The sequence below is a fragment of the Aciduricibacillus chroicocephali genome (assembly GCF_030762805.1).
Lineage (GTDB): Bacteria > Bacillota > Bacilli > Bacillales > Amphibacillaceae > Aciduricibacillus > Aciduricibacillus chroicocephali.
Map to the genome: position 1 here is coordinate 985,534 of NZ_CP129113.1, position 16,545 is coordinate 1,002,078.

The 16,545-nt window shown below is 40.9% G+C and carries 13 protein-coding genes; 9 read left to right on the forward strand and 4 right to left on the reverse strand.

Features of this window, described 5'->3' with window-relative positions; translation table 11 throughout:
* Positions 1-28: 28 nt before the first annotated feature.
* Positions 29-1,366, forward strand: a complete 1,338-nt coding sequence (locus QR721_RS05160) for a uracil/xanthine transporter (protein ID WP_348029387.1) — start codon at positions 29-31, stop codon at positions 1,364-1,366.
* Between the two features lie 45 nt (positions 1,367-1,411).
* On the opposite strand, the gene mnmH is transcribed toward QR721_RS05160, so the two are convergent.
* Both mnmH and QR721_RS05170 read right to left on the reverse strand, forming a co-directional pair.
* Complete coding sequence (gene mnmH / locus QR721_RS05165; protein ID WP_348029388.1) at positions 1,412-2,446, reverse strand: tRNA 2-selenouridine(34) synthase MnmH; 1,035 nt, start codon at positions 2,444-2,446, stop codon at positions 1,412-1,414.
* 112 nt (positions 2,447-2,558) lie between these two features.
* Positions 2,559-3,119 carry a CotY/CotZ family spore coat protein gene (locus tag QR721_RS05170; protein WP_348029389.1) on the reverse strand — a complete coding sequence of 187 codons (561 nt, stop codon included), beginning with the start codon at positions 3,117-3,119 and terminating at the stop codon, positions 2,559-2,561.
* 356 nt (positions 3,120-3,475) lie between these two features.
* Here QR721_RS05170 and QR721_RS05175 point away from each other — a divergent pair, with 356 nt between their 5' ends.
* The 3 genes from QR721_RS05175 (at position 3,476) to QR721_RS05185 (ending at position 7,186) form a co-directional block, all read left to right on the forward strand.
* Positions 3,476-4,330 (forward strand): hypothetical protein, encoded by an 855-nt coding sequence (locus QR721_RS05175; RefSeq protein ID WP_348029390.1) that lies wholly within the window; start codon positions 3,476-3,478, stop codon positions 4,328-4,330.
* A gap of 563 nt (positions 4,331-4,893) precedes the next feature.
* On the forward strand, positions 4,894-6,102 hold the full coding sequence (locus QR721_RS05180) for an NAD(P)/FAD-dependent oxidoreductase (protein ID WP_348029391.1): 1,209 nt from the start codon (positions 4,894-4,896) through the stop codon (positions 6,100-6,102).
* Positions 6,103-6,328: 226 nt separating this feature from the next.
* Positions 6,329-7,186 (forward strand): VanW family protein, encoded by an 858-nt coding sequence (locus QR721_RS05185; protein WP_348029392.1) that lies wholly within the window; start codon positions 6,329-6,331, stop codon positions 7,184-7,186.
* Here QR721_RS05185 and QR721_RS05190 read toward each other — a convergent pair whose 3' ends face one another.
* Positions 7,187-7,543 carry a thiol-disulfide oxidoreductase DCC family protein gene (locus QR721_RS05190; protein ID WP_348029393.1) on the reverse strand — a complete coding sequence of 119 codons (357 nt, stop codon included), beginning with the start codon at positions 7,541-7,543 and terminating at the stop codon, positions 7,187-7,189. It abuts the gene before it with no gap.
* A 183-nt stretch (positions 7,544-7,726) separates the two neighbouring features.
* On the opposite strand from QR721_RS05190, the gene QR721_RS05195 reads away from it, so the two are divergent.
* A complete protein-coding gene (locus QR721_RS05195; RefSeq protein ID WP_348029394.1) occupies positions 7,727-9,751 on the forward strand; it encodes a methyl-accepting chemotaxis protein in 2,025 nt (674 codons plus the stop codon).
* A 50-nt stretch (positions 9,752-9,801) separates the two neighbouring features.
* Here QR721_RS05195 and QR721_RS05200 read toward each other — a convergent pair whose 3' ends face one another.
* Positions 9,802-10,152, reverse strand: a complete 351-nt coding sequence (locus tag QR721_RS05200; RefSeq protein WP_348029395.1) for a YflT domain-containing protein — start codon at positions 10,150-10,152, stop codon at positions 9,802-9,804.
* 127 nt (positions 10,153-10,279) lie between these two features.
* On the opposite strand from QR721_RS05200, the gene QR721_RS05205 reads away from it, so the two are divergent.
* The 4 genes from QR721_RS05205 to QR721_RS05220 all read left to right on the forward strand — a co-directional run bounded on the left by QR721_RS05205 (position 10,280) and on the right by QR721_RS05220 (position 16,350).
* The gene (locus QR721_RS05205; RefSeq protein WP_348029396.1) at positions 10,280-11,704 is read left to right on the forward strand and encodes a hypothetical protein; all 1,425 of its coding nucleotides are present in this window, start codon (positions 10,280-10,282) and stop codon (positions 11,702-11,704) included.
* Between the two features lie 140 nt (positions 11,705-11,844).
* The gene (gene fdhF, locus QR721_RS05210; RefSeq protein WP_348029397.1) at positions 11,845-14,790 is read left to right on the forward strand and encodes a formate dehydrogenase subunit alpha; all 2,946 of its coding nucleotides are present in this window, start codon (positions 11,845-11,847) and stop codon (positions 14,788-14,790) included.
* Positions 14,783-15,253 carry a helical membrane plugin domain-containing protein gene (locus QR721_RS05215; RefSeq protein ID WP_348029398.1) on the forward strand — a complete coding sequence of 157 codons (471 nt, stop codon included), beginning with the start codon at positions 14,783-14,785 and terminating at the stop codon, positions 15,251-15,253. Before fdhF ends, QR721_RS05215 begins: the two co-directional genes overlap by 8 nt.
* A gap of 113 nt (positions 15,254-15,366) precedes the next feature.
* On the forward strand, positions 15,367-16,350 hold the full coding sequence (locus QR721_RS05220; RefSeq protein ID WP_348029399.1) for a zinc-binding dehydrogenase: 984 nt from the start codon (positions 15,367-15,369) through the stop codon (positions 16,348-16,350).
* Positions 16,351-16,545 lie beyond the last annotated feature (195 nt).

The following is a 16,545-nucleotide window of genomic DNA, read 5'->3' on the forward strand; positions in this document are numbered from 1 at the left end:
TGAACGCAACTGGAGGTGAGCGGATATTATGGATTGGACCAGTTTGAAAAAAACGAGTGTATGGGCGGGAGGTGTGCAGTGGCTGTTCTTCATTTTTGCCAATATTGTCGTTATTCCCCTAACTGTCGGACAGGCCTTTCATCTGGATCATGATAAAATCGGTTCCTTGCTGCAACTCAGTTTCATTATTACAGGTATTGCCTGTGTAGCCCAAGCATGGATTGGTCATGAAAGAGCGATCATGGAAGGACAGTCGGGTCTCTGGTGGGGTATCATTCTGACGCTCGTTGTAACAACTTCTGCTTCGGGCATGTCACTCAAAACACTTGGAGGAAGTCTTGCCGTTGGGATTTTTATTTCTGCTGCATTAACTATTGTTATCGGTCTTTTAGGGATTGGTCCCTATATTGCCAAGCTCTTTAATGATGCGGTTATGGGAGTCTTTATGCTTCTATTTGGCTTTCAGCTCATTCAGATTTTCCTGAAAGGGATGCTTGGTTTGCCATTTGGAAAATCGACAGATGCAAGCATTGATTTGAAGACTACGCTTTTTTCCATTGTCTTGTCAGCTCTTGTCATTATTGTGAGTATTAAGGCTCCAAAACGATTTCGAAGTTACGCATTGCTCGTTGGAATCATCGTTGGTTGGATAGGTTATGCGCTTATTTTTCATACAAAATCGATGTCTCATACAAGTGGAATCTCTGTGAAAGTATTCCCGCTTGGCAATCCGAAATGGAATACGGGGGTAATTGTAACAGCTGTGATTGCTGGGCTTTTGAACTTGGCAAATACGTTTGGTGCTCTTAAAGGTACAGACGATATGTATGGTAATGAAACGACGAAAGGACAATATCGCCGTTCACTCACAATATCTGGTCTGTTTCAGGGGATTGCCGGTCTGTTGGGACTTGTCCCTTATGCACCTTTCGTCTCCTCAATCGGATTTCTGCAGCAGACGAAAATTGTTGATCGTCTGCCCTATATTATTGGTGGGTTCTTGTTCTTTTTAGTAGGTATTATTCCACCAGCTGGCCATTTCTTTGCGACGATGCCGTTAAGTGTTGGAAGTGCAGTATTATTCGTAGCGTATGTTCAGCTATTCAATTCACACCGCAGTTTCATCAAAAATGTCTCATCAAATTCATTGAATGTGTACAGAGTGGCAATACCGGTTTTTGTCGGTGTTGTAATTATGACTTTGCCGAGCCAGTATTTTTCTACAATGCCTGATTTCCTTAGACCGGTAGCTGCTAATGGACTTCTTGTCGGCATTATCCTTGTCTTAATTTTGGAACATGTCTATAACTGGAATCAGCTTGAAGATGATGACCAGGATCATGAGCAAAAGGCAGAGAATGGCTAATGAAAAACCCCATCGGCGATTATTAGCTGACGGAGTTTTTCTATGTCAAAATTTAATGTTTTTCAGATTGGAGCGTAGTTGCTGGAATGCGTCTTCCATCGATTCAGCATGAATATGGACTGTTTCACCTTCTGATTGTGTGATGGCATGCTCATAACGGGAATCATAGTAATATTCCAGAAGCAATGCTATTGCTTTTGGAAACTGTTTTCCTTCAAGCAATTTCTGAATTTCATTAGCGATTGGTGAATGAATGTTCCGCTTTATGAATTGGAATGCTTCAAGGAACTGTTCAGGACTTTCTTCGGGTTTATAATCCTCCATTATGTTTGCAACACGTACGTCAATAGGCAAATGAAGGAAGAATTGAGTTCCGGATTCTTTTTTGCTATAGAAGAATTCAGGGAGTACAACTTTTCCAATTCGCTTGCTCTCACCTTCAATAATGATATGTTTTTTATCTTTATATTTCTCCAGATCCTGAAGAAGAAGGGAGTCGAACTTTTTTTGGTTGTTTGGCAAGAGACCAATTTGTCCAAAAATTGACCCCCGATGTCCCGCCATTTGTTCCAAGTCAATTACAGGATAACCTTTATCTAGAAGCTGATGAAGAAGTTTTGTTTTCCCTGTACCTGTATATCCGTTTAAAACAATCAAATCGGATTTCAAGTTATATGATTCCATCGTTTTCACGACGTATTGACGGTAGGAACGGATGCCGCCTTTCAGTCTTCCGGCTTTAACACCCATAAGATCCAGCACTGTAGTCGCGGTTTTCGATCTCATGCCACCACGCCAGCAGAAGACTGCTACAGGCTTATTTAATTTTTGGAAGTCATTAATGAACCTTGGCAGCTTGTCAGAGAATATTTCCAGGCCGCGCTGTTTCGCGGCCTCGGGGCTTTCCTGTTTATATAGTGTACCGATCTCTGAGCGTTCTTCATTCGAAAACACAGGGATATTGATTGCGCCCGGAATACTCGCTTCCTGAAATTCTTTCGGAGAACGTACATCGACTAGAGCATATTTTCCACTCTCTCTTAGCTCAAGCAGTTCTTCAATCGTATATTCTTGCTGCATGTAAGACACCTTCTTATAAAAATGAATGCAATTAGATTGTGATCCTTTTCCTTTATCTATTCTAACATACAGCAGTACTGTCGATACATGTTGTGCCTGATTGATTTAACATTCAGACTGAAGACATATCATGGAAAGAAGTAGACTCTGGCGGGAGTGGCTTTGTGGCGGCTAGACAGCGAATTGCTGTGAAATCTTCAAGATCTACTGTCATACAAATACCGGTTTCGCGGAAACGAATCGTTTTAAATGGGCTTTTTTCACAGAGAAATTCACTAAGCTCGTTCCCTTTATTGTGAAGTGACATGCCATTAGCGTTACAAGGAAGAAGGATTTCAACAACGGCACAACATTTACTGCCAAGAATGATTTTTTTAGCTTTTAAAAACGGACTCTTCACGCAGCGATACCACTTCTGATCGAAGCATTTCATGGAGGCATGTTCGATTGTTTCAACAATGAATGGTTTGCATGTTCCTTTACAATAGAGGACAAAAGGAATAGTTGTCGCTTCATTTCGACTAGGTCTGCTTGTTTTAAGCAAATCCCGAATTGATTTTTCACAGCCCGTTGAACAATGTTTATTTCTCTTTGTAACTTTATCTTGAGCTTCTATAATCTTTCTTACTGTTCTGCAAACACATTGTTCATGGCAATACTCTTTATTTGTCATTTCCATTTCACTCCTTTATCTATTGGACTTGTAACAACATATTGAAGCAATCTTCAAATTGCTTGTACAGGAGTCTGTATTTAAGAAGATTTACTGAAAATGAGCAAGTGGACGAGTCGATATTAGCTAGGTTTCATACAATGCAGCATGCCAGTCAAGTACTGGCGGCCCACCCCCATGAATCAAATTGACCGGTGAAAACCGGTCTTTTTTTATTGATTTTTTCCTTATATAAAAGAAGCGATCAGAAACTAGATTTCAGTCTATTGGACAAGAGTATATTTACCGAATGAATAAACAATTGACCTGTTCAGAAAAGCGTTTGCTGCATGTAATGAAAGCAGGAGGTGAGGGAGATGAAAGAAAAAAAGTTCTCGAGTTATGAAGAGTTCGAAATGAGAGAAATGGAACGTTTTATTAAAAAGAAAAGGGAGATGGAAAATATGAGTAAGTACCATGAATTCGATGAGTATGAAGAGTATGGAAAACATCATGATAAGTGTAAATGTCACAAGAAACATCATGAATGTGATGATCACGATCACGGCAAGGATAAGGACAAAGACGAAGAAGTGTACTACTGCAAATGCATGAAGAAAAAAGAGAAGAAGAAACACCCAGTTAAGAAGCATGAGCATAAGCACTATCACATGCATGAATACAAGCACCATAAGAAAGACGATAAGAAGGATGATCATAAGAAGGATGATCATAAGAAGGACGATCATAAAAAAGATGAACACAAAAAGCATAGGAAAGTTTTTGCGGATGTAGTGGATTTTGAATATGATCAGAAGAAACCAAGGAATGTGTATCAAGAAAACTTTGTACGTCTGCCAAGAAATATCGCATTTCCAGTTGCCGAAGTTACTATGGAAGAAGTCAAAGCAGGTGATCTAGTGTGGTTGAATGGCGTTGTAGCTCTTGATAATGATGAATTTATTGGTAACACTGTGACAGATATTAGAATTATTAAGGGCAATAACTTTATGACAGGAGAAGAAATTTATCACTCACGTATTGAATTAAATCAAGATGGTGAAGGCGATGATGATCTTTCTATTGAACCATTTTCACATGTAGATAAAAACTTTGAATCTGCGAAGAATGTAAAATACACTGTAACAGTAACGGTCAATAGAGACGATGTATTCTTGCCAGGTCCGACTACGTTAACTGCTCTTCAAATCGACAAGAAACGCAACTGCTAAACTATATTATCAAGCCTAGTGCCAAGCACTGGGCTTTTTTGGTTATTCTTAATCTGATTGAAAATACAGGGACGGCTGCTCTAATTTAATTAGGCAGATACATGGAGACCATTAAACTTCTGTTTTACAACAACTTATATTTATCAACTACGTAGTATTATCAAGTTGTTTCGTGCTGCTATTTCTGACAAGAAATCACTTATATTGGTGGCAATGAGAGAAGTCATAAGGAATGAACTCATTTTTTTAATATCACTTTCTCTTCATATTTACATAATTGTGGGTGGAAAAGTGTAGTGATTAAGTTTTAAAATTGTTTTTGAAGAATTCTATAAACCGAGAAGAATGATTTAAGCGCAAATTCTTTATGCTTGAAGTACTTCTTCTAGAGTACTATCATGTAAATCATAAGGCATTAAAGTATTTTTAGTTGATAAAGCCTGAAATGATAGAAAAACGCTGGATGTTTTGGTATGATGTTCTATGTTGTGAAAATTTAAAAAACGCTACAGATAAGCGTTTTTTTATGAAATGTGCGTTGCATGAAACAAGGAGGGCTACATATGTACACTAAACCGAAAATTGTCGTGCTTGGTGCCGGTTATGCGGGAATGGTAACGACAAAACGTCTGACTCAGCTTTTGTCAGCTGAAGAAGCAGAAATTGTGCTCGTCAATAAGCATAATTATCATTATGAATCCACTTGGCTTCATGAAGTCGCAGCTGGTACGATCAATCCGAACCAGGCGCGCGTCATGATTTCAGATGTAATCAATCCGAACAGAGTGCGTCTCGTATACGATGCGGTTGTAAAAGTGGATAAGGATAACCAGCGTGTGGAATTGGAAAACGGCGAACTTGATTATGATATTCTAGTATTCGCTCTCGGTTTCGAATCGAACACATTCGGTATCAAAGGTATGAAAGAAAATGCCTTTGCCATTGAAGACATCGATTCTAGCCGTCAAATCCGCGATCATATTGAGTATCAGTTCTCAAGATACAACAATTCTCCTGAGAAAGATGACGCGAGCCTAGCAATTCTAGTTGGAGGCGGCGGTTTCACAGGTATTGAATTCGTTGGAGAGCTTTCTGAACGTGTTCCGGAGCTTTGCAAGAAATACGATATCGATCGCAGCAAAGTCCGTATCATCAACGTGGAAGCTGGACCAACGATCCTTCCTGGTTTCGATGAAGAACTTGTGGCATACGGTAAAAAGTCATTGGAAGATCGCGGTGTCGAATTCCGTCTCGGTGCTAAAATTTCCGAATGTACAGAAGAAGGTTTTATCGTCAATGATGACGAACTTATTAAAGCTGGCACAGTTGTCTGGACTGGTGGCGTAACTGGAAACTCGGTCCTTGGCAACTCAGGATTCGAATTGTTCCGTGGTAAAGTGAATGTGAACAGTGACTTGCGTGATCCAAGCTCTGATCATGTATTCATCCTCGGTGACTGCTCATGGGTTATGAACGAAGAGACAGGCCGTCCTTATCCGCCAACTGCACAAATTGCAATTCAAGAAGCGGATACAGCTGCTGCGAATATTAAAGCACTTCTTTATGGTGAACCACTTCAGGATTTCGTATTCGATAATAAGGGTACTGTAGCATCTCTAGGTAAGAAGGATGCAATGGGCACTATCTTCGAAGGTACGAAATTGTATGGCAGAAAAGCGGTTTACATGAAACAGATTATCGACAATCGCTCACTTTATATTATTGGCGGTCCTAAGCTAATTCTCAAAAAAGGGAAATTCCGTCTATTTTAAACTGAGCTAAAAAAGGAGGACGACCAAGTGAAAAACGGTCTGATTGGTGTGCTGCTTGTAGCGGTAAGTGCAATTTTCGGATATGCAATCGCAACACGCTGTGCAGAAGAATCCAGAGATTTTCGCTAAGCGTTCGGGCGCTCTTTCTCAATGAGAAGGGCGTCTTTTTTATATGTATGAGAAAAGGCTCTCTCCGCATACTACATGCGAAAGGAGGGCTTTATTCATGTTTAAGTTCCTTATTGCTATACAAACAGCCTTCCAGTTCACTCATTTTCCGCCTGAAGAATTAACAATTTTTAATGAAAAAGGAAAACCCGTTCAACAGATCCAGCGAGAGGAAGCTTATCACTTCTTGGAAGATCCGCTGTTTATCAATACGAGGAAAATTGACGAGCTTGCTGCCAAATTGAATGAAGAAGTATATCAGGCTCCTGAGAATGCCAAATTGGGCGAAGGCAATGTTATTTTACCGGAAAAGACAGGTAGAGAGCTTGACAGGCAAGGATTTAAAAGACAGTACCTTGAATTTTTGATGGAAGGAAGAGAGGATTCATTTAAAATTCCTACAAAGGCTGTTCACCCTCGTGTCACAGCAGAAATCTTATCTGAAATACAGGGTCAGAAAATTGGCTCTTATACGACTTATTTTCCAGACCGTAACAAGGAAAGAACTTTAAACATCAAGCTTGCAGCCAAAGCAATTGACAGTCATGTCGTCTTTCCTGGAGAACAGTTTTCCTTCAACAAAGTTGTTGGAGAGAGGACAGAAGAGAGAGGATATGAACGCGCCCCTGTAATTATTAAAGGGGAATTCGCCGAAGACATTGGAGGCGGTATTTGCCAAGTTTCGTCTACTCTTTTCAATGCGGTAAATTTGCAAGGAATTAAAATTATAGAACGTTACATGCATAGTCGGGATGTTTCTTATGTACCTCCAGGAAAAGATGCGACTGTAAGCTGGAATGGGCCTGACTTCGTATTTGTTAATTCTTATAATGAGCCGATCCTTATTAGGGCTTCAGCGAACAATGGAAAAATGCATATTACGATCCAAACAGCTGAAGGTGCTCAGGCAAAGTAATTATTTTTTAGGAGGAAGATTGCATTTACCATCTTCACATTGACCGACCGGGAAAAAGGATCTGTTTTTAGCGATCGTTTTATAAATAATGCTGCCTATGCCGAGCCATTTTCCTATATAAAGAAAAGGGACTGCAGGCCAAAAAAGCGGCAATGTCTTTGAAATGGCGATGACGGCTGGGTAGCCTTTTTTCCATTTTCCATTTTTTTTAATATGGATTTCCTTCTCCATCTCAGGTGGATAATTGTTCTGCTCTCGAAAAGATTGAAAAATTAGCTTGTGTCGCCAGTCAAGCTTTTTCCAGACAGCTGCTGTACGTGTGCAGAGCTTGCAATGGCTATCATAATAAACAATCATCTAAAAGCCTCCCTTATTATTATCTTACCTTATATAACCTTTATAATATATTGGAAAACGAACGATGCAATATACAGAAATACGTATGTATTTTGATTATTAAAACATAAAAATGTGTAGGACTTATTGATTAGTAAATGATATAATATTCCCATTCGAAAATTATGGAAGGGGAAATTATATATGAAACGCCAAAGTATTTCAAGAAAAGTGTCATTTATACTCTGCATTTCAATTGCAGTAGTACTTGCGATAACAGGCATATTAATCAATCTGTATACAAAGAACATGATTAAGCAACAGATTGAAAGCGAAATGGGAGCACAGAGCAGAGCTGTTGCCGCTAAAATCGATCAATTCTTTGCTCAGAAGGGACAGGTTGTTAATCAGCTTACTTCTGATCAGTCTGTACTTCGTTACCTTGATAGTACAAAAGGACGAAAAGATGCTTTGCAAAACCGAAATTATAAGGATATGAACAAAGCGCTTGAGACCGTTAAAGAAATGAATCCAGAAGTAGCAATGGTCTGGGTGGCGAGTGAAAAGGGTAATTTTCTTACAGGAACTGGAAATGTGTTATCTGATTCAGATTTTGAGTTGAAAGAACGACCGTGGTACGAATCCGTACATAATGCAAAGGGTCTCTACTACACAGAACCATACATGGATCAGGTTTTTGGTAAAGTTATCATGAGTGTAATGAAAGTTGTTGAAGTTGATGGGAAGGAAGTAGGTATTGTTGCCGCTGATCTATTCCTCGATTCCCTTCCATCCATCATGGAGCAATATAAGATTGGTAATTCCGGATATGGCATTCTTACAGCACCGGATGGCAATGTTATTTATCATCCAGATAACAAGCACGTTCTTAAACCATTGGCTGATGCAGGAAGTGACTGGAGGAAACTGTCTGAAAAGATGAAATCCGGTGCAGACGGACTGATGGAGATCAGTGGTAAAAATAAGGACTATTACGTTGGATATGAACCAGTAAAATCAGCCGGTTGGTCAGTTGCGACAGTTCTGGATCAAAATGAAGTATACGCTCCGCTTCATAGTATGACGGTAAAAGTAGCAGTAATCTTTATTATTGCTCTTATATTGCTCGTACTGCTCACTTATTTCCTACTACGTCATATGCTTAAGAATATTCCGGTTATGTCTGACGTAATTAATAAAATCGCTGAAGGAGACTTGACTCAGAGGATTACAATTGATTCCAATGATGAACTTGGAAAAGTAGCGGAAGACATGAATGAAATGCTGGATCAGGTAAGTGAATTCATTGGCGTCGTACAGGAAAATGCACAGCAAGTTGCAGCTACTTCAGAACAACTTAATGTCAGCACGGATCAGACAGCTCAGGCAGCTCAAGTTGTTGCCGAAACTGTTGATTCAGTTAATACAGGTATCATGCAGCAAATTAATCGTACAAGTGAAGCGAGCGGTACAATTAGTAAGATGTCTACTACATTTGAGATGATTTCAGATGAATCTGATGCAGTTGCCCGTCAATCGGCTATCGCTGTTGAAAAGGCCAAAAGCGGTGAAGAATCTGTAGAATCAGCTCAGGAACAAATGGAAACAATTAATGAAAAGGTGCATGCGACAGCACAAATTATTTCTCGCCTTGGTGAACGTTCAAGTGCAATTGGACAAATTGTTGATACCATTTCAGAAATTTCAGGACAGACCAATCTCCTTGCTCTTAATGCTTCAATAGAAGCTTCGCGAGCCGGAGAAAGTGGTAAAAGCTTTACGGTTGTTGCAAACGAAGTGAAGAAGCTGGCTGAACAGTCAAATGCAGCTGCAGGAGAAATTGCAGAATTAATTCGTGAAGTCCAAGTCGATACAGAGGAGGCAGTCGCTTCCATCCGTGAAGGGACGACTGAAGTACAGAAAGGATCGGCTGCTGTTGGCACAGCCGGAGAAGCTTTTCATGCAATTTCAGATATTGTATCTCGCGTATCAGGGCAGATGAATGAATTCTCTTCATCTATTCAAGACCTGTCCTCAGGTGTCAAGCATATTGTCGATATTATTGATGATGTAGACTATCTTGCCCAGGAAGCAAGAAGAGATTTTGAAAATGTAGCCGCTGCGACTGAAGAGCAGACAGCAACTCTTGAAGAAATCGCATCAGCAAGCCATTCATCTTCTGAACGTGCACTAGAACTGCAAGATGCTATTTCAAAATTTAAAGTGTAAGTAAAAAAACGTTCTCCACTTTGTTGTGGAGAACGTTTTTTATTAAATATTTATACCAAATAACGCTCAGGATTGTCTGTATTTGTAACGATCAGCAGAACTTTCCCTTCATCCATTTTTTCCTCATAGTTTTCTGCATCTTCTTGAGAGAAGCCTATATCCTTCAATTTTGTACGGAGCTCATCACCTTTTTTCTTGAACACATTGCTAATGGCGCTGCCCATCTTCATTTCCTTCATGCCAATTGTGTTTGCTCCGGCATTTTTTGCAATGCGATTCGTCCGGTCATCATCATGTGAAATCACATAGATATTTTCCGCATCGACAGAACTGTCCTTAAGCGATTGGATATCATTTTCTAGTTTCTCATCGTTTGTATATTCTCTGATAAATGGTTTCAAGATTATTTCCTCCTGATTGGGTTGTTGTACAGGACATTCCCGACTATCAAGTGATTAAACATGCTCACCTGAAAAAAAACCTCCGCATATGTTGTAGCATAACGCAGTTTAGAAGGGAGCAATAGAAATGGATTTGACCGCATCGCATTATCTTTATGGCGGTTTTACGCTGCTTATTATTTACGCGATGATTCGGAGAAAGAGCATTGTCATGCCGGCATTGCTTGGAACTTTTATCATCGGAATCGTTCATACCGGTAGTTTGATTAAAGGATTCACTGCCATTTTTCAGGCGAATATGACAGCTGCAACAGAATTGTTCAATATCTTTCTGATCATTACATTCATGTTGGCTTTACTCCATGCACTGCGTGATCTTGGATCTGACCGCCTGATGGTTCGACCTATTAGTAGATTTATGAGGAATGGACATTTATCATTCTTCATACTCATCGGCGTAACGTATGTAATTTCTCTATTTTTCTGGCCGACACCTGCTGTACCGCTTATTTGTGCACTACTCGTTCCGGCGGCCGCAAGAGCTGGGCTGCCGCCGATGCTCGCTGCAGTGGCTGTAGCATTGGCGGGACAGGGTATGGCACTTTCTTCAGATTATATCGTTCAAGTCGCGCCAGCCTTATCTGCAAAAACGGCAGGAACTTCAGTAACAGAGGTCGCAGATGTGGGACTGGTGCTGTCACTTATTACAGGATTTGTAGCGATTGGGGCAGCCTACATCTTCTATCGAAAAGAAATCCGCAAGCCGAATGATGAGCTTAACGAAATAGCTGTAAAGCAACTCGAAATTCCTGCAGAAACAAAACATGCAGCAAAGAGCCGTCATGTAGAGAAATGGAGAAGATTATTTGCCATCCTTGTCCCACTCTCACTTCTCACTATCGTCGGTTATATGCTAGTTCAAAAGTTCTCATCAGGGAGAATGAGCGGTTTTGAAGGTGGAGATGGAGCAGCATTCATAGGAGGCGCAGCTGTCATACTTTTGTTGCTTGCAAGCCTTTCTTACGGAAAATCACATGCGCTTGATTACGTTTCCAATCATATTACTGAAGGATTTGTATTTGCCTTTAAAGCAATGGGTCCTGTCATACCGATTGCGGGGTTCTTCTTCCTTGGGAGCGGAGACTATGCAGGTGTGATTCTCGGAATAGAAAAAAATGTGCCTTCATTGTTATTTGATTTGGCAGGAGCAGCCCAAGCTTATTTGCCAGGCGGAACAATTGTTGCTGCATTCGGCATTCTGCTTATTGGGATAATAACGGGATTGGATGGTTCTGGTTTCTCAGGTCTGCCACTTACAGGAGCACTTGCCCAATCTTTGCAAATAGGTGATTTTGATACTTCAGTACTCGCAGCAATCGGTCAAATGGGAGCAATCTGGACAGGAGGCGGGACAATTATTGCTTGGTCATCCCTCATTGCAATCGCAGGCTTCTGCGGGGTTTCTGCAGTTGATCTCGCTAGGAAGAATTTCATTCCGGTTATGCTCGGATTAATTGCCAGTACGATTGCAGCAATCCTTCTGTTCACATAAATTGGTATCCGCAACTCTGCAAATCTTGTCAAATTTGTGCAGAGTTGCTGTTTTACATAAGAAACATAAGGGTAAGCACGTAATAGTGGACTAGGAGGGGACTAATCTCCTTGTAGGAAAATAGATGGGGGGAAATTACTTTGCAGGAGCATGTCGTCATAACTCTGAACGGCACAGAATACTTGGCAAAGCCAGGCCAGAACTTACTGGATTTTATACTTTCTGAGGAAGTTAACATTCCTCATATTTGTTACAACGAATCACTTGGGCCCATTCAGACATGTGATACATGTATGGTCGAAGTTGATGGAGAAATTGTACGTGCATGTGGAACGACAATCGAGACTGCAATGCAAGTCAACACGAATCTTGATGAGGTACGAGACGCACAGAAAGAGGCTCTTGACCGTATTCTTGAGAAGCATGAATTATATTGCACGGTATGTGATTATAACAATGGAAGCTGTGAAATTCATAATACGATGAAAGACTTCGGTCTTGAACACCAGTCTTATTCTTATAAATCCAAAGGTTATGAACAGGATCACTCCGGGTCCTTCTACCGTTACGACCCAGATCAGTGTATATTATGCGGTCGCTGTGTCGAAGTGTGTCAGGATGTTGAGGTCAATGAAACGCTGCTCATTGACTGGGACCGTGAACAGCCGCGTGTCGTATGGGATAATGATGTACCAATTGATCAGTCCTCGTGTGTATCATGCGGGCAATGTGTAACAGTTTGTCCATGTAACGCTCTAATGGAAAAGAACATGCTTGGAGAAGCTGGCTATATGACAGATGTTGAACCGGGTCTGCTCCGTTCCATGATTGATATTACGAAAAAAGCGGAAACTGGATATGGACCTCTATTCGCCATTTCAGATTCAGAAGCAGAAATGCGTAAAGATAGAATTGAAAAGACAAAAACCGTCTGTACATATTGCGGCGTCGGCTGCACATTCGATGTATGGACGAAGGGCCGCAAAGTTCTTAAGGTGCAGCCGCAACATGATTCACCAGCAAACGGCATCAGCTCATGTGTAAAAGGAAAGTTCGGCTGGGATTATGTGAATGCCGAAGAACGTCTTACAAAGCCGCTAATTCGTAAGGGAGATCAATTCGTTGAGGTCGAATGGGAAGAGGCATTAAGCTATACGGCTAAGCGCTTCAACGAAATTAGAAAGGCACACGGACCAGATGCACTCGGTTTCATTGCGTCTTCCAAAGCAACAAACGAGGAATCCTATCTGATGCAGAAATTCGCACGCCAAGTCATCGGGACGAACAATGTGGACAACTGTTCACGCTACTGTCAGTCTCCGGCGACACAAGGTTTATTCCGTACTGTTGGCTATGGTGGTGACTCTGGATCCATTGAAGATATAGGTAAGGCGGAAATGGTCATCATCGTAGGCTCAAACACTGCTGATGCGCATCCTGTACTCGCTTCAAGGATTAAGAGAAGCCATAAACTATTTGGTCAGAAGCTTTATGTATTTGACTTGCGTAAGCATGAAATGGCTGAAAGGGCAGATAAATTCTTCCGACCAAAGCCAGGGACAGATCTCGTCTGGTTATCAGCAGTTGCCAAATATATCATTGATCAAGGCTGGCATCATAAGGAATTCATTGATAAATGGGTAAATGATTTCGATAAATATTACAAGAGCCTTGATAAATTCACTTTAGATTATGCGGAGGAAGTAACAGGCCTTTCCAAAGAAGATTTGATTGGCATCGCAAAAGAAATTACGAGTGTGGACAAGCTCGCCATCTGTTGGGCAATGGGTGTGACGCAACACCAGATCGGCAGTGATACAAGTACAGCAATCTCAAACTTGCTTCTCGTTACAGGAAATTACATGCGTGAAGGTACGGGAGCTTATCCGCTCCGAGGTCATAACAACGTACAAGGAGCGAGTGACTTCGGAAGTATGCCAAACGTATTCCCTGGGTATGAGAGTGTTGAAGATGATACGATTCGCAAGAAGTATGAGACAGCATGGGATGTTGATTTACCGAAGAAAAAAGGAATGGATAACCACGAATTAATTGTTGGTATCCATGATGGCAAGGTGCATTCAATGTACGTAAAAGGTGAAGATACAGCAATCGTTGATGCGAATATCAACTATGTGACAGACGCGTTCAAAAAGCTGGATTTCTTCGTTGTGCAGGACTTATTCCTAACTGCAACTGCAGAATATGCGGATGTCGTGTTCCCTGCGTCACCAAGTCTCGAAAAAGACGGTACATTTACAAATACTGAGAGACGAATCCAGCGTCTTTATAAAGCTATGGAACCGCTCGGTGAATCAAAGCCTGACTGGCAGATCATTACAGAACTAGCCAAAGAAATGGGCTTCGATTGGGGCTATACACATCCTTCTGAAATCATGGATGAAGCAGCATCACTCACACCATTGTTCCGTGGCGTCAGCTATGACTTGCTGGAAGGCTATAATAGTTTGCAATGGCCAGTAAACGCAGATGGTACTGATACGCCGTTGCTTTATACAGAAGGTTTCCACTTCCCAGATGGCAAGGCGAAACTATACGCTCTTGACTATGAGAATCATTACGATACTGATGAAGAATATGATCTTCATATTAACAATGGACGCCTTCTTGAACACTTCCATGAAGGCAATATGACTTATAAAGTACCAGGACTTGCACATGAACAGCCAAACTCATTTATTGAAATCTCACAAGAATTGGCTGATGAACGTGGTATTAAGGAAGGTGCGACAATTAAACTCATTTCTGAAGCAGGCGAAGGTACTGGTATTGTCACCATTACTGACAGGGTGCATGGAAAGGAATTGTTCGTGCCGTTTAATGATAACGGTAAATCTGCAGTCAACTTCTTGACTGACAACTCTGTTGACAAGGACACGAATACACCTGCTTATAAAGAAATTAAAGCAAGAATGGTCGTCTTGACAAAACAGGGCAAGTCTCCAATTCCGGACTGGAACCATCGAAACGGGAACCGTCAGCCTCAACAGTCTGTACGCGTTCATAAGAAATGGGAGCGAGACGACTATACTTTCCCGGGAAGCAAGGTGAGAAAAGATGGCTGAACCAATAAGAAAAGTAAAAAGGATGCAAATATCCGAAGAGAAGGTAATCGACCATAATGTTGATGAGGTTAGGAAAGCTGTCAGTGCGAATAAGGATGCTATATTAGACGGTATTAATATGCTTGCGTCATTGCACAACAGTGATTTTCTTATGGCTGGGTCGGCAATGGTCAATCATCGAAAAGAAATCGTAAAAAATTTCTCACAGGAAATCAACAAACCGCAGTATGAAGGGGCTCTCCACAATTTGGGACAAATGTTCTTCCTATTAGGTGACCTCAATATTGATCAGATGGAGGATTTTACAAAACGAATCAATAATGGGCTTGATTCAATGGTTAATACAAGAGAAGAGGAACGTACTTCTTATGTAGGTTTGCTTCGTGCGTTAAAGGATCCGGAAGTGAACCATAGCTTAACAATGCTGCTCAATTTCCTTAAAGGGATGAGCCGCAAAAATTAATAAATGATGGATGAAGGAAGACTTTCGGCAAAGAGCCGGAAGTCTTTTCTTTCTCGTTCAACAATACCTTTGCTAAGATATAAGGAGAGAGTTTAGAGAGGAAAGTGATTAGCATGAAAGCCTATGTTCATGACAAGAATGGATGTAACATTAAGGAAATGCCTGAGCCTCAAGCAGGTGAAGGAGAAGTCGTTGTCCGCATAAAATATGCTGGTTTAAATCGCCGTGACCTTTATATTCCTGGACGCAGAGGAGATAATCCGGATAGTCCGCTCATTCTTGGTTCTGACGGAGCTGGGGTAATTGAAACTGTTGGGTTTGGTGTATCTGATTTGAAGCAAGGTGATGAAGTACTAATCAATCCTTCACTTCGTTGGAAGAAGAACAGCCCGGCTCCACCAGCAGAATTTGATATTCTCGGTATGCCGGATCACGGTACCTTTGCTGAAAAAATTGTATTATCCGCTGATCAAATTGAAAAGATTCCAGAACATCTTACAATGAAAGAAGCGGCTGTTGTTGCGCTTGCAGGTACAACGGGCTATCGAGCAATGTTCACGAAAGGAAGACTACAAAGAGGTGAAACCGTATTAATTCCCGGTGCCGGGAGCGGAGTTGCTACTTTCCTCATTCAGTTTGCAAAGAAAATTGGAGCTAGAGTCATCGTATCTTCCAGAAGCAAGGAAAAGCGGGAACGGGCCCTTGCCATAGGAGCCGACTTGGCAATTGACACGCATGCTGATTGGGAGCAGGAACTTGCAGATGAGAAGATTGACCTCGTAATTGACAGTGTTGGAAGGGCAACATTTAATAAATCGCTCGCTGTATTGAAAAAAGGCGGCAGAATTGTCGTATTCGGTGCTACGACTGAAGACAAGGTAGAATTCGATCTCCGTACATTTTTCTACAATCAGCAAGAAATAATTGGGTCGACAATGGGTTCTCGGGAGGAACTGAGAGATATGCTTGAATTGATGGAAAAGTATAATATCCATCCTGAAATTGATGGTGTATTGCCAATTGATGAAGCAGAAGTGGCATTTGAAAAATTGCATACCAATCATCAGTTTGGCAAGCTTGTGTTAGAAATCGAATAAAAAAGGGTCTGCCTCAATATTGAGGCAGACCCTTTTTTAGTATAGTTTTAAAACTGAGAAAAAAGGTGCTATTAGAGCCATTATAGTGAAAATTAAAACCGGTATGATTCCGATTTTTTCTCCCTTTTTCCAATAATAAATTGAAATTACAATACTATATATTAGTGTAAAGAACATAAATAGATAAATTATATA

Coding starts and splice junctions, on each gene's coding strand:
- QR721_RS05160 (WP_348029387.1), top strand. CDS start 29: ATGGATTGGACCAGTTTGAAAAAAACGAGTGTATGGGCGGGAGGTGTG.
- mnmH (WP_348029388.1), bottom strand. CDS start 2,446: ATGCAGCAAGAATATACGATTGAAGAACTGCTTGAGCTAAGAGAGAGT.
- QR721_RS05170 (WP_348029389.1), bottom strand. CDS start 3,119: ATGACAAATAAAGAGTATTGCCATGAACAATGTGTTTGCAGAACAGTA.
- QR721_RS05175 (WP_348029390.1), top strand. CDS start 3,476: ATGAAAGAAAAAAAGTTCTCGAGTTATGAAGAGTTCGAAATGAGAGAA.
- QR721_RS05180 (WP_348029391.1), top strand. CDS start 4,894: ATGTACACTAAACCGAAAATTGTCGTGCTTGGTGCCGGTTATGCGGGA.
- QR721_RS05185 (WP_348029392.1), top strand. CDS start 6,329: ATGTTTAAGTTCCTTATTGCTATACAAACAGCCTTCCAGTTCACTCAT.
- QR721_RS05190 (WP_348029393.1), bottom strand. CDS start 7,543: ATGATTGTTTATTATGATAGCCATTGCAAGCTCTGCACACGTACAGCA.
- QR721_RS05195 (WP_348029394.1), top strand. CDS start 7,727: ATGAAACGCCAAAGTATTTCAAGAAAAGTGTCATTTATACTCTGCATT.
- QR721_RS05205 (WP_348029396.1), top strand. CDS start 10,280: ATGGATTTGACCGCATCGCATTATCTTTATGGCGGTTTTACGCTGCTT.
- QR721_RS05215 (WP_348029398.1), top strand. CDS start 14,783: ATGGCTGAACCAATAAGAAAAGTAAAAAGGATGCAAATATCCGAAGAG.
- QR721_RS05220 (WP_348029399.1), top strand. CDS start 15,367: ATGAAAGCCTATGTTCATGACAAGAATGGATGTAACATTAAGGAAATG.